At 34.6% G+C, this 14,009-nt stretch carries 14 protein-coding genes and 1 pseudogene; 4 read left to right on the forward strand and 11 right to left on the reverse strand.

Going from position 1 to position 14,009, the window contains the following annotated elements; genetic code table 11:
* Nucleotides 1-21 precede the first annotated feature (21 nt).
* Complete coding sequence (locus EKM68_RS06940; protein ID WP_404810800.1) at nt 22-615, reverse strand: FMN-dependent NADH-azoreductase; 594 nt, start codon at nt 613-615, stop codon at nt 22-24.
* Nucleotides 616-703: 88 nt separating this feature from the next.
* Between EKM68_RS06940 and EKM68_RS06945 the strand changes: the two genes are divergently transcribed.
* Complete coding sequence (locus EKM68_RS06945; RefSeq protein WP_125589193.1) at nt 704-1,627, forward strand: helix-turn-helix transcriptional regulator; 924 nt, start codon at nt 704-706, stop codon at nt 1,625-1,627.
* Between the two features lie 73 nt (nt 1,628-1,700).
* Nucleotides 1,701-2,309, forward strand: a complete 609-nt coding sequence (locus EKM68_RS06950) for a hypothetical protein (RefSeq protein ID WP_125589194.1) — start codon at nt 1,701-1,703, stop codon at nt 2,307-2,309.
* A gap of 141 nt (nt 2,310-2,450) precedes the next feature.
* Here the strand turns inward: EKM68_RS06950 and EKM68_RS06955 are convergent, their stop codons facing one another.
* From EKM68_RS06955 to EKM68_RS06970, 4 genes and pseudogenes are all read right to left on the reverse strand, one after another.
* Nucleotides 2,451-3,245 carry an SDR family NAD(P)-dependent oxidoreductase gene (locus tag EKM68_RS06955; protein ID WP_125589196.1) on the reverse strand — a complete coding sequence of 265 codons (795 nt, stop codon included), beginning with the start codon at nt 3,243-3,245 and terminating at the stop codon, nt 2,451-2,453.
* Nucleotides 3,246-3,260: 15 nt separating this feature from the next.
* A pseudogene (locus EKM68_RS06960) lies at nt 3,261-4,088 on the reverse strand (aldo/keto reductase).
* A 251-nt stretch (nt 4,089-4,339) separates the two neighbouring features.
* Entirely contained in the window at nt 4,340-5,113 is a 774-nt protein-coding gene (locus tag EKM68_RS06965) for a PhzF family phenazine biosynthesis protein (RefSeq protein WP_125589199.1), read from the reverse strand.
* A gap of 32 nt (nt 5,114-5,145) precedes the next feature.
* Complete coding sequence (locus tag EKM68_RS06970; protein WP_125589201.1) at nt 5,146-6,105, reverse strand: 2-hydroxyacid dehydrogenase family protein; 960 nt, start codon at nt 6,103-6,105, stop codon at nt 5,146-5,148.
* 98 nt (nt 6,106-6,203) lie between these two features.
* Between EKM68_RS06970 and EKM68_RS06975 the strand changes: the two genes are divergently transcribed.
* Nucleotides 6,204-6,605 (forward strand): winged helix-turn-helix transcriptional regulator, encoded by a 402-nt coding sequence (locus tag EKM68_RS06975; RefSeq protein ID WP_125589204.1) that lies wholly within the window; start codon nt 6,204-6,206, stop codon nt 6,603-6,605.
* 243 nt (nt 6,606-6,848) lie between these two features.
* Here EKM68_RS06975 and EKM68_RS13850 read toward each other — a convergent pair whose 3' ends face one another.
* From EKM68_RS13850 to EKM68_RS06995, 4 genes are all read right to left on the reverse strand, one after another.
* Complete coding sequence (locus EKM68_RS13850) at nt 6,849-8,033, reverse strand: MFS transporter (protein WP_404810799.1); 1,185 nt, start codon at nt 8,031-8,033, stop codon at nt 6,849-6,851.
* 11 nt (nt 8,034-8,044) lie between these two features.
* Nucleotides 8,045-8,422 carry a nuclear transport factor 2 family protein gene (locus tag EKM68_RS06985; RefSeq protein WP_125589206.1) on the reverse strand — a complete coding sequence of 126 codons (378 nt, stop codon included), beginning with the start codon at nt 8,420-8,422 and terminating at the stop codon, nt 8,045-8,047.
* A 170-nt stretch (nt 8,423-8,592) separates the two neighbouring features.
* Nucleotides 8,593-9,168 (reverse strand): TetR/AcrR family transcriptional regulator, encoded by a 576-nt coding sequence (locus EKM68_RS06990; protein WP_125589208.1) that lies wholly within the window; start codon nt 9,166-9,168, stop codon nt 8,593-8,595.
* Nucleotides 9,169-9,368: 200 nt separating this feature from the next.
* Nucleotides 9,369-10,376 (reverse strand): alpha/beta hydrolase, encoded by a 1,008-nt coding sequence (locus EKM68_RS06995; RefSeq protein ID WP_125589210.1) that lies wholly within the window; start codon nt 10,374-10,376, stop codon nt 9,369-9,371.
* A gap of 197 nt (nt 10,377-10,573) precedes the next feature.
* On the opposite strand from EKM68_RS06995, the gene EKM68_RS07000 reads away from it, so the two are divergent.
* Nucleotides 10,574-11,455: a LysR family transcriptional regulator gene (locus EKM68_RS07000; protein WP_164509378.1), complete on the forward strand. Its 882-nt coding sequence runs from the start codon at nt 10,574-10,576 to the stop codon at nt 11,453-11,455.
* 138 nt (nt 11,456-11,593) lie between these two features.
* On the opposite strand, the gene EKM68_RS07005 is transcribed toward EKM68_RS07000, so the two are convergent.
* Complete coding sequence (locus EKM68_RS07005; protein WP_125589214.1) at nt 11,594-12,592, reverse strand: tRNA dihydrouridine synthase; 999 nt, start codon at nt 12,590-12,592, stop codon at nt 11,594-11,596.
* 87 nt (nt 12,593-12,679) lie between these two features.
* The gene (locus EKM68_RS07010; RefSeq protein ID WP_125589216.1) at nt 12,680-14,002 is read right to left on the reverse strand and encodes an MFS transporter; all 1,323 of its coding nucleotides are present in this window, start codon (nt 14,000-14,002) and stop codon (nt 12,680-12,682) included.
* Nucleotides 14,003-14,009 lie beyond the last annotated feature (7 nt).

Raw genomic sequence — 14,009 nt, forward strand, 5'->3', positions numbered from 1 at the left:
TTCATTGATTTAGATGATTAACTATACCAATTTATAAGAATAGGTCGATACTGTTGCACTTGATTTGACAATTTGGGACTTATAAAATCCCATTAAATTTTCAAAAATACCTTGCAGATACATCCTTGAGAATTCCAATGGCGTATAACGATCATTATTGGTATAAATCGAGCCACTGGCCTGCAACAACATAACTTTATAATCGTCAGTCATCAAACCAACTGATCCAGTGGCAGTATATTTGAATGTTTCATGAGCTACTAGAACATTATCAATATAGTCCTTCATTTTTGACGTTACATTAAAATTATGAAGTGGTGAAACAATAACAATACGATGATGTTCTTTAAATTGATGGATTAAATTCTGATTGATTTGAAAGATTCGATTCTCTTCTTCACTCAAAGTTATATGTGCTGCCTGTTTTTCCCAAATGCCTAAGAGCTGTTCAGTCGTCAATTGTGGTATTTCCATATTATACAAATTAATCAAATCAACAGTTTGGTCTGGAAATTCTGTTTTAAACTTTTGTAAAAAAGCCTGTTGAAGCTTCATGGAATAATGTGCATCATTTCTAAAATCTGGTTGAGCGTTTATAATCAATGTTTTCATAATTAATGTCTTCTTTCCTAATCGATAAATATATTCTACAATCTAAAGGTGACAACACATGACACCTTTTGTTAAATTGGAGACAAATATTATGAATAAAGCCGAACGACTCAATCAAGAATTGATTTTTCTCAGTGATAAAAACTTTTTTCAGATTAATGACCTAGTGACTGAATTCCAAATATCCAAACGTACGGCTCTACGAGATATCAGTGAACTAGAAAATATGGGACTATCATTCTACACAGAAAACGGACGAAACGGTGGATATCATCTGATAAAAAAAGAATTACTTGTACCCATTATTTTCAACCTAGAAGAAGTTAGTGCCATATTCTTCGCCATTCAAGCACTAACCCTGTTATCAGCCACACCGTTTGAAAAATCCTACCAGCATATATACGATAAGTTATTTGCCACATTGCCCAAACCTCAACAAGAATATGTTGCCAAATTACAAGACAGTGTAAATTACTATCGTGTTCCTTCTATTACAACTCCAAACTTTTTGAATACAATTCTACAATCTATCGTCGATGAAAAAATCATCAGTATCACACAACAAGACATTCACCAGGAATTACAAGTTTTCAATCTACTCTACCGTAATGGAATTTGGTTTTGTGATGCTTTAGATATTAATACAAAAAAATGGGCGACATATCGTTGTGACAATTTTGAATCCTGTCAAATAAACAGTCTACCCAGGAAAATTTACACACATCTGGAGATGAAACAATTTAAACAAAATTATGAGAACAATTATCATAATATACAGTTTCAATGTGAACTAACTCCTTTGGGAAAGGAATTATTTCAAAAGAACAATTACCCCAATATGCATCTCAAAGAGGAACATGGCAAGTTCTTGATGTATGGAGGATATAACCAAGAAGAGTTTAATTATATGATCGAATATCTCATTACTCTTGGCAAAAACGTTAAAATTGATTATCCAAAAGAATTGCAAGAATCCTATTTAAACGAATTGAAAAGTATTATTGAAAGCTACTAACAATTACTTAGTTAGTAGCACTTCTTGATCTAAGAAGTGCATAATTAAAATATAATTTTAGGGAGATAAATTCATGCATCGGGAAATCAATATAGGTAATTCAAAAAATGGTATTCGTGTGGCTTATGAGCCATATTCAAAAAAATATCTATTTTTCAATAACGGGAAAATACCATATCTTGGAATAACTGCTATATCTATTAGTTCTTTGATCCTTCTGATTTTAGGAGTGTACATACCTTCCTCAAAGCTTTGGTACACTCCGTATCCATATTACGAACCAGGATTTTTATTTCTGAATTTTAATTATAGTTATCATAATCATTTTTCAATAATTGGACTATTCTCTCTTCTGAATTTTGCAGCGATCATACAATCTTTGATTTGGCATTATGCATTCAAGTTGAGTAGAAATAAATATCAAATAGATAAAAGTAAAATAAATGAAGTAGAAGAACTAGATTCTGCAAATTACGACTCTATCGTTAATTACCGATTAAAAACAATTAATGACCTTCAGAAATTTATAAGATTAGATGTCATTTTATTAATAATCATATATCTAGTCGGTCTGTTGATGTTTTATTTCACTTATACTGACAATGGAATATATACTTGGGATATGTTGTTTTTTGAACCATACTTTACAATATTTTTATTTGCGATAACATTTTCACTTTAGATAGAATCAATGCCTAGATTAAAATCATTGAAGACGTGGGCTCTCATACACAGTAATAAAAAAGGGAAAATCATTAGCCCATATAAATAATAAAGCAGTTACTGGATTTCATTCCAATAACTGCTTTTTTGGCATTATTATTTAAAAAATAGTTGGAACCAGTCCACCATCAACTCGTAGGGCTTCCCCTGAGAATGATGATGAATCCGGACTCGCTACAAATGCTGTGAAACGGCCAATTTCTTCTGGACGAATTAGACGTTGAATCTGTGAACGAGAACGATGATTTTTCATAAAATCCTTTTCCCACATGTCTTTGGGCAAATCACTATCTTGATACATATCATCAAGCATCTTCTGAACGCCCTCAGTCAGAGTTGATCCTGGCATGATAGTATTGACCGTTACATGACTAGCAACCGTCAACTTGGACAAACTCTTTGCCAACGATAGATTCATCGACTTAGTCATACTATATTGAGGCATTTCTCCAGATGGCATTATGGCCTCTTCACTTGCGATAAAGATGATACGACCGAAGTCTTGTTCAAGCATCTTTGGTAAATAAAACTTAGACAAAGCATTACCGGCTAGAACGTTGACATGAAAGAATCTCTCCCAAGTTTCATCGTCAATATCGTAATAATCCATGGGTTGAAAAATCCCCATATTATTGACCAAGATATCGACCTTTGGTACTTGATCAAATAAGTTTTGTCGATCAGTTTCGTTTGCCAAATCTGCTGCAACTCCAGATGGGTCTGTCTCAGGAAAATCATGCTTAATTTCTGTTACAACCGCATCAACCTCTGGTTGTTTTCTTCCATTAATAATGACATTAGTACCTTCGCGAGCCATTTCAATTTCAATCGCTTTACCAATACCCTTGGTTGAGCCGGTAACTAAGGCTACTTTATCTTTTAAGTGAAGATCCATGATAATTCCTCCTATTTAGAAATCAAATTCATCTGGATTGGGGCCAACACGCAAATCTTCGTTCATAGCATTAATTTGATCCATGTCCGATTGATCCAAAATAAAATCAAAGACGTCGGCATTACTTTACATACGTGCAGGGTGAACTGACTTAACAACGAGTAAAACATCCCTTTGAATATCCCCTTGAGCAACTGATTTACCGTGCTTCTTAGCAATAGTTTCCAATGTTGCATCCTTTAAAATTTTACCTTGCATTAATGGTGACCAGGCTTGAATCTTTATATCGTGTTTAGCCGCATAATCACGAACTTCAGCTTGAATCAACTTTGGATGTGATTCCACTTGATTCAAAACTGGTGTGACTGTGGCAAACTTAGCTAGTTCTTCTAAATGATGAACTTGGAAATTGCTGACACCAATCGCCTTAATTTTACCTTCTTTGTACAATTGTTCCAATGCCAAATATGAATCCTTGAAGGAATCATTACCCGGCCAGTGAATTAAATATAGATCAAGATAATCAAGACCCAGTTTTTGAAGACTGTCATTAGCAGCAGCAATAGTTTCATCATAAGTCAGATGATTATTCCAAATTTTTGAAGTTACAAATAAATCCTCACGTTGCAAATCATTTTCCTTTAGACCACGACTAATACCTTCGCCAGTACCCTTTTCGTTGTCGTAAACTTGGGCTGTGTCGATCAAACGATATCCTTGTTTGATACCATTGGCTACAATATCGGCAGTTTCCTCGTTAGGAATTTGGAATACACCCAAACCTAATCCGGGAATAGCTGTGCCATTGTTTAATTTGATACGATCATTTAATGAAGTAATCATAATACTCTCCTTGTTGTTGAATTCGTATTAATAATATAAACCGAATCGCACTACTTGGATAGTATGTACTTTTTTGTAATATAGGCACTTTGAAGTACCCGTGATACAAAAATATTCCTCTAAGTTATTTAACCTTAGAGGGATATTCGTAAAGATCTTATCTAATTAAACTTGTTTCGTAAGATAAATTTCAAACTCATTTACATTAACACCTAATATTTAGTTTTATCTATTTCAACTGATGAATTGACTCATATAAAAACTTTTGTAATGGAATATAACACGGCATGACCACTCAAATAAGTTCTGTCACCCTCATATCGACAGTATAAAATACCTGTACGTTCTGAGTCTTGGTACGCTACTATATCCTTCTTATCAAGTCTTTTGGCCCAATATGGAACAATATGACAGTGCCCACTTCCACAAACTGGGTCTTCTTGAATATCAAGTTTTGGAGCAAAGGAACGTGATACACAATCATATTTGTTTCCCCTGGCCGTCACATTCATCAATAATCCATCTAACTTGACCATACTATCAAAATTCAATTTCAAATTTGAAACAGTTGCTGGACTATCAACTACACACAACAGATCTCTACCCAAATAAGCTTCTTTAATCTGAGTACCAATACTATCCTCCATCTCCTCAGTTACTGGAACCTTCTTCAATTCGTAAGATGGAAAATTCATTTCATAAAGATCATTCTTCTTAGTAACAGCCAATTCGCCACTCATAGTTTCAAAAGTAATTTGATTCAATTCAATCTCATAATAATTCAAAAGAATAAATCCAGTTGCTAAAGTGGCATGTCCACACAAATCGATTTCTCCTCCAGGAGTGAACCATCTTAATTTATATTTTTTTCCGTTCTTAACAGTAAAAGCTGTCTCCGACAAATTATTTTCGATAGCAATCTTTTGCATTAATTCATCAGATGGCCATTTGTCCATAACAAATACTGCCGCAGGATTTCCTTTGAAAATTTCATCCGTAAATGCATCAACTATGTAACCCTTCATATTTTTCTACCCCGTTTTAACAATATTACAAATTAATTGATAATAAATTTTGGTATTTCTTCTTGATCGAGTAATATAACATTATCCGCAACAATATTTGCCATTGCATTACGCGCCTCAACTGTTGCATTTCCAATATGTGGTGTCAATATGACATTTTTGAGTTTGCTAAACTCATGATCAAATTCAGGTTCATTTTCATAAACATCAAGAGCTGCACCAGCAATTTCATTAGTTCTAAGTGCACCTAACAATGCATTTTCGTCAACAATGGGACCACGACCAACATTAATTAAAGAAGCCGTTCTTTTCATCTTTTTAAATACATTTTCACTAAATTGATGATGTGTTTGAGGAGTTAATGGTGCGTTAATACTGATATAATCACTGGTTTCAATCAATTCATCAAATGACTTATAAGTGACCTTTAAGGAACGTTCCTCAGGGTCAGTTAATTGATGGGGAGCAAAGTATGACACATTCATACCTAAAGCATTTGCCTTTCTTGCTAGTTCACTACCAATATTCCCCAAACCAACGATTCCCAGTTCTTTACCAGCAATTTCATTACCAAGAAAGTATAGTGGTGACCATCCTGGAAAACCAGATTGTCTCATTTGTTGATCACCTTCGACAATTCTATGACTCAAAGCTAATATCAAACCAATAGTTAATTCGCATACTGAATTCGTAGAAACCTTAGGAGTATTAGTTACTAGGATTCCCATAGACTTTGCATACTTAGTATCAATATTATTAAATCCAGCACCGAAGTTAGCAATCAATTTTAATTTTGGTGCAGCATCAATAATATCCTTGTCCACAATTGTAGAAAGTGTCGTTATCAAAAAATCTACGTTGGGAACATTCTCTAAAAGATCTTCATGTGAAATCAATTCATCTTCATCATAACTATTAATTTCTAAGTTATTTCTCTTTAATTTCTTAATTGCTACCTCTGGTAATTTGGCTGTTAAAAATACTTTTTTCATAAAATTTCCCTCCTGAACTTTGATATACTCAGTATAAGTTCAGGTAAGCATATGCACAATAATGCACTTTTTGGTTACCCTTAAAGGGAGGATACATCTTGACCGATTCAGTTAGAAATATAGTAATACAAAAACTTGCGGACGGTGACTACAGTTGCCCGAAAGAATTCACCCTAGCTATGTTTAGTGGTAAATGGAAAATAAATATTATCTATCACTTAGGACATGAAGGAACCTATTATTTTCACGAAATACAAACGTTATTACCCAATGCCTCACACAAGGAACTTGCAAAAAAATTAAAAGAATTGATTTCCGACGGTTTAATAAATAAGAATGTAGAAAATGATGGGCCTCATATAAAAGTAGCATATTCACTGACGGACTTAGGGAAATCATTACTGCCAATAATTAATGAAATGTATGATTGGGGAAAAAATCGTCTTCAAGAAATTCATATGGAAAATGTCAAATTTGGACTTGGCGAAATAAAGAAATGAGTTTATTCTTTGGTATTTTGATTATACTTTTGGCCGTTGTACCTGCACAAATATTATTTCAAAAGTTCTCGCGGTATATATCAAAAGATACTTCGATGTTTGATTTCTTCAGCTAAAGATAAAAAGAAATCCCATGACTTCATAATCGTTATCAAAAAAGAATAAGGCAAATACGCCCATTAATCCAGAATCGGATTAATGGGCGTATTTTTTTATGCGAAAAAATCATATTTCATCATATACTTATGCTTGTTTTGTAGGATAAATTGTAAACTCATTGACGTTAACGTCTTCAGGTTGATCAATTGCAAAGTTAACAACATTGGCAGCTGCCTCTGGGCTAATTCCAACCTGTTTATAGAATTCATCCATTCCCTTTTTGGTATTCTTATCTGTAATTGTATGCAGTAACTCAGTATTTATGGCAGCTGGATAAAGACTAACCGTTCTAATATTAGTACCTTCTTCTGCACTTTCCATACGAATAACTTCCATGAGATTACGAACGGCAAACTTAGTTGCCCCATAAACTCCAGCACCAGTGAAACTCTTGATTCCGGCAACCGATGAAGTTGTAATAATTTGTCCATGTTTTGGGGCCGTGAAGATTGGCATTACTGCTGCCACACCGTGCAAAACACCCTTCAAGTTAATATCAATCATTGAATCCCATTCATCAGTGTGTAATGCACTAATTGGTGACGAAGGCATAATTCCTGCATTGTTAAAAATAACATCCAATCCACCAAATTTTGTCTGTGCAAGTTTTACTAATTCATCGACATCAATCTGTTTTGTAACATCAGTCACTCTAGCCGAAAGTAATCCTGCACCAATATAATCAAAACCATTTTTAGTATTTGCTTGCCTGTCATCTTTATAAGCAAATTGTAATAACAGCATTGAAATTATTCCAATTGGTAAATTAATGAAAAATACCCAATGCCAAGATAATGCATCTACTAACCAGCCTCCAATTAATGGACCCACAACAGTGGACAAGGTATAGAATGCCGTTACCCATCCAAGTGCTCTTGCACGTTGTGCAGGATTGGGATATATATCTGCATAAATTATAAATGGAATTGAAACCATTCCACCAGCACCTATTCCCATCAACGCACGAGCAATTATTAATATAACCATGTTGGTTGATAAACCGCCTAGCATCGAGCTTAAAATGAACAACGCCACTGAAAATTGAAAAACACGTTTGTTTCCAAAAATCTCACCAACACGTCCCCAAAGAACTGTTGTAACAGCAGTTCCCAATAAGAACGCTGAACTAATACATCCTACCAGGCGAATACCATTCAAATCACTCATTATCGCTGGAAGTACTGTATTAACGATTGTGGAATCCAATCCACCCATAAAATTTGCAATTAATAATGCCACTGTAGCAATGGCCAAGTTTCTTTTAGACATTCCTTATCCTCTTAATACATATTTGCTTTTGAACGAACTATTAGCCATCCGTCATTAATTTTCACCAAATCTATTTGTGCCTCGATCGCCCAAGTATTACGAAAACCATAGATTCTAGCTTCTAGTAAATTACGCATAACTACATGAGCCTTTTCATCGATTAATGTAACCTCTAGTAATTCTTCTTTGGCACCAAAATATTCCATACGACCGTTTTTTATTTGTTCCAACCAATCGTCCTTTGATTGATGCTTACCATTGATATGAACAAAATCTGCATCAGGACTGATTATCGTACTTAACGATTTAATGTCCTTTGATAGCATGCCTTGCATCTGTTGCCGACAAACAAATTTAACTTGTTCTATTTCATTATTTTTAACTTGCATAAATTACCTCCTGGCCATAACTCCCTGACCACGAGATTCATTATGCAATGATTAGTATGCTGCAACAATGGGCAATGTTTTCAGAAAGGTGACATATGCCACGCTTATTAAAAAAGAGTGTAAAAAAAGACCATCAAGTCCAAAAAACTTGATGGTCTATCTTAATTTTATTACTTTGACAACTTCAAAAAGTTATTAACACTGCTAATTAACGTAACTGCAGATTGAACAACTTCCTCAATTGGAGCTTCTTTACCAGATGCTACCCACTGCTTATACACTTCCAAGCCAGTATTTTGAATAAACGTCATTAAAATATGTTGTTGCAAAGACGATAACTTATTAAACTCCGGTGAATTACTCCAAGTATGCTCCATAACTTGATCAATCATCTGTTGACGAATACCAACATAGGTTCCGCTACAAGTGATTTTCTCGTACGCTTCACTCTGACTTGCAGAATATTCAATAAAACTACGAACACTTTTTGCCAAATCCCGTGGATATATAAAGTTACCGACAACTGCCAGATAATCCTGTGAATAACGTGCTTGCATTTCCGCTAACAAATCATCTAAAGTCGGATAGTAACGATAAAAAGTCTTTTTATTAATTTGTGCTCGTTCCGCTAATTCTTTGACGGTTATTTTTTCGTAATTTTTTTCACAAATCAATCCTTCAAAGGCAGAATAAATACCATTAATTGTCTTCTGAACTCTTAGATCCTCATTACCAGTTATTTTCATAATAACTCCCTCTAGTTGAAGCTTTTCAGTTTAGCATATTATCTCATAAACATTAATTCTATTTGTTCGAATATTCAAGTTAATCATTAACAGATACGACAATAGTACTAGATTCAGAAAATTGTTTAACTAAAAAAGCTGCCATGGTAAATCAATTTTCCATGACAGCTTTTTCAGTGAATTCATTCTTATTCAATAAATTAAAGATTTTTTGTAAAGAAACTTTCAAACTTCTCAAATGGAATCTTATCCATCTGATCATACAAATCAACATGGTCCGCATTTGGTATAATCACTAATTCCTTGTGATCCTTAATTCGATTAAATGACTCTTCGGCCATATAACGTGAATGGGCTTTTTCTCCCGTCACAATCAAAACAGGACGTGGTGAAATTTCATCAATATGATCTTGTAGATGAAAATTAAAATAACCCCAAGGTGTTGTTGAAGTCCAACCACCTGTTGAATTAATAGAACGAGGATGGAATGCACGCACCTTATAGTAATTAAAAAAAGCGTTTGTGATTGGATCAGCATTTTTGGGTAGCTCATTAGGTAAAATAGCGACTTCAGTCATTGGCTCATTGTTATCATCAAACATCAATTCATGCGGTCCTACTGAATGAGTACCAGTCTCAGCATCATTCCAACGCTGCTCAGCTAAATAATCACGTTCAATATTACGTTGTTCAGTCGTCTTAGGAACAAACATTCCTTTCCACATAGAATCTGACATATCATACATAACTGATGTAGCCACAGCTTTAATTCTTGTATCAATTGATGCAGCAGTTAATGCATGTGAACCTAATCCACAAATGCCTAAAGCACCGATTCTATTACGGTCAACAAATTTTTGAATACCAATAAAATCAACGGCAGCGGAAAAATCTTCAACAAAAATGTCTGGTGAGGCAACATTTCTTACATCACCGGAACTTTCACCCGTGGTTGATTGATCAAAGGCCAAAGTTACGAATCCTCTCTCAGCCAATGCTTGAGCATACAGACCACTTGACTGCTCTTTGACAGCTCCAAAGGGTCCGGAAATCACAATAGCCGGATATGTCTTGTTATCGTCAAAATGCAATGGTAAATATAAATGCCCAGCTAAGGTAAAACCATAGCGATTTTTAAAACGAACATTTTGAACATCAATTTCTGGATCTATTTTAAAAATACGAGTATCGTTAGCTAATTTTGTCATAATTTTTTCCCTCCGTGGAGTTCGTCAGTATTTGAAACACATTTGGTGGAATAATTCTAATCTACCTAAGAGATATGTAATTGTTCCAAGGTACTCTATCTTTTTACATTATTTACTATACAATCTATTAAATGTAATGTTAAATACTAATCAAGTATGGTTTGGAATAACTTTTATGCATGACAGGGAGAGAAATAATGGACTTACAACTGCTTCAAAATTTTTTAATCGTTGCACAAGAAGAAAATATTACACATGCTGCTGAATTTCTCCACATTTCACAGCCTGCTCTTTCACGTCAAATCAAAACTATTGAAAATGAATTTGGCAAACAATTATTAATCAGAGAAAACAAACGAGTAACGTTAACCAAAGACGGAGTTTTACTTAGAAAAAGAGCTATTGAAATTAACAAACTTATTTCAAAAACCACTACGGAAATGGCCGAAAATAGCGATGAATTGACTGGGGATATTTTAATTGGTGTAAGTGAAACTGATGCGATTCGTTATATCAGCAGCGAGGCCAAAAAGATAAACAATCAACATCCCAAAATTACTTTAAAAATGAAAAATGGCAATAACAATTCAATTATTAACATGGTAAATAATGGTTTAGTTGATTTTGGCTTATATTTCGGACCTATTGATACAAACATTTATGATCATTTAACATTACAACAAATTAATCGTTTTGGAGTTCTAATGTCTAAAGATAACCCCTTAGCAAATAAATCATCGTTAACTCCTACTGACTTAAGACAACAACCACTGATACTTTATCAAGAGGCTCTAGATGACGGTTCACTAGCAGAATGGTTCCATCAAAGTAACGATGATTTGAATATAGTTGGAACATTTGATATGTATTTGAGTGCTAAAAAAATGGTTGAAGGTGATCTAGGAATGGCTCTAGTCTTAGATAATTTAGTTGACTATACAAGCAGCGACTATATTTGCCAATCTTTATCACCAGAGATTAAAATAGATGTCAATTTAATTTGGAAAAAGTACCAAATTTTTTCTGAACCTGCGCAATTATTTCTTGATTCTATAAGAAAGACACTAAAATTTGAGTAGCTGTTTGATTAGCCAATAATCGAGAGATTAATTTACGCGGGGATATTATTAGAAAAAATAGTCGTAAGAAATTTAAAATATTTCTTACGACTATTTTTTACACAACAATTAACTTTAATTTCTTTGTCCTAGAACATTTTATTTTAGATATTTATCCTTATCATCCAAAATCTTACGAACTTCATCGGTTGACTTAGCATCCATCATTGCATTTCTCAAGTCAGTTGCACCTAATTCTGGTCGGGCATATATCTTAAAGAATCGCTTGAGCGATGGAAAACGTGGAATATCATAGTGTGTTGAAAAATCATCAAATAAATTCAATTGCATTTGCAGCAAACTCAATAGTTCATTTAGAGAATGAGATTTTGGTTTTTTTTCAAACGTAAATGGATTGGCAAATACACCACGTCCAATCATAATACCATCCAGTCCGGGGTATTCCTGATACAGTTTCATACCAGCTTGATAATCGGCAATATCTCCATTGACTTGAATCAAAGTTTTAGGAGCAATCTTATCCCGCATTTTGAGTATGTCATCAATGACTTCCAGATGAGCTGGAACCTTACTCATTTCCATCTTACTTCGTAAATGAATTGTCAAAAGGTCAACATCTTGCTGCAACAAAAAAGGTATCCAATCTTTGAACTCATCAGCCTTACTGTATCCAAGACGAGTCTTAGCACTGACAGCTAGTCCTGAAGTCTTCGCAGCAGCAATAACATCTTGAGCCCATTGATGGTTACGGATCAAATCACTGCCACCATGATTCTTGATAACTGTACTATCCGGGCATCCCATATTGATATCAACGGCTTCAAATCTCTGTTTTTTCAATGCTTCTGCGGCTGTTCCGAAATCAGCTGCTTCATTACCCCAAAGTTGAACCACAGGACGAGTCTTTTCTCTCGAATCCATATAAAGCCGACCATGGATCGGAAACTTAGTATCAGGATCAGTTATAGCTTTAGCATAGACAAATTCACTAAAAAATGTGTCTGGTGCACATGCCTGAGTAATGACTTGGCGAAAGACTGTATTACTTACAGCCTCCATCGGTGCCATAGTGAAAAAAGGACGATGTTCTGATTTGGCTTGAGTTGAAATTTTTGACCAAAATGTTGATTCTGTCAAACTAGATTACCTCTTTAATTGTTGAAAGTTTCATATCATTAATATATTACTAGTTTATTTGAGAAGAATCTAATATTTAACTCTAATTTATCTATCCGATCTTACAACCCCAATAGAGAACAGCATCGCAATAATTGATAATACGGTAATCCACACCATCGACATATTATATGAAATGGTCGGATTGGTATATTGAGCTGTCAAGGCAACAACTACTGATAATCCAACTGACCCACCGATTTGATGGACTGCGTTCACAACGCCAGATGCTGAACCACTTAATTCAGGAGTTGTATGTGCGACACCAGCAACTGTCAATGTTCCCAGTGCCATACCTTGTCCAATACCTATAATCACCATTGGTAAGGCTATTGCCAGCCAATAACCTGTCTGAATTTTAATTATGGCGGCCAACAATGAACCAACAAACATCAAAACAATCCCACTAGATAGAATTGTTGAATTCTTCATTTTTACATTTCTTGTGACAAAACCGGCTGCTATAAACTGTGGAACTGTTTCAGGCAAAAATCCAAAGGCGGCTTGCACTGGCGTATATCCATAAACTCTTTGCATTGCCAAAGGTGTTAAGAAGAAATACGCCATTCCCACACCAATGAAAAAGAACCTTGTAAGATAAGCAAAGCTTCTCTCTGAATCTTTGAACAATACCAATGGCATGATTGGAGCATTAGTTCTATGCTCTTGAACTATAAATAATACTAACGAAACGATTGCTACAATCAATGCTGTCAATCTATAAGAGCTACCGTCAATACTATATACCAAGGCTGATACACCGAGTATTGAAAAGACAGTACCCAAGAAATCCAGCCTTTGATTATATGTCGTAGATGTTTTTAAATATTTGACCGACAACAATAGCATGATCAAACCAATTGGAACATTAATGAAGAAACCAACTCTCCATGATGAATATGTTGTAATCAAACCACCGATAACCAATCCAAAACTAGCTCCTAGTCCGCCAGTTGCTCCATAATAGGCAATTGCCTTAGTACGCATATTCTCTTGGTAACTATCCATCAGTAATGCCAACGTACTTGGAGCAAGAATTGATGAGCCGATACCTTGAATGGCACGCATAGCAATAATCATCGTGTCATTAACTGAAATCCCTACTAACAAAGAACTGATACTAAAAATTATCAATCCAATCTGAAAAAACTTTTTACGTCCAATAATATCTCCAGCTTTACCAGAGAACAATAAGAATCCTCCGAAGGTTAATGCATATGCATTAGTGATCCAAGCTAACGATTGAGTATTCAGTGATAAATCTTCTGCAATCTTAGCTGTACTAGTAAAGATAATCGAGTTATCCAGAACAATCATGAAATAACTCAACAATACAATTGGAAGAACCATTCCAAATTTTTGTTTTTGCATTTTATAT

The sequence above is a fragment of the Companilactobacillus jidongensis genome, from assembly GCF_003946575.1.
GTDB lineage: Bacteria > Bacillota > Bacilli > Lactobacillales > Lactobacillaceae > Companilactobacillus > Companilactobacillus jidongensis.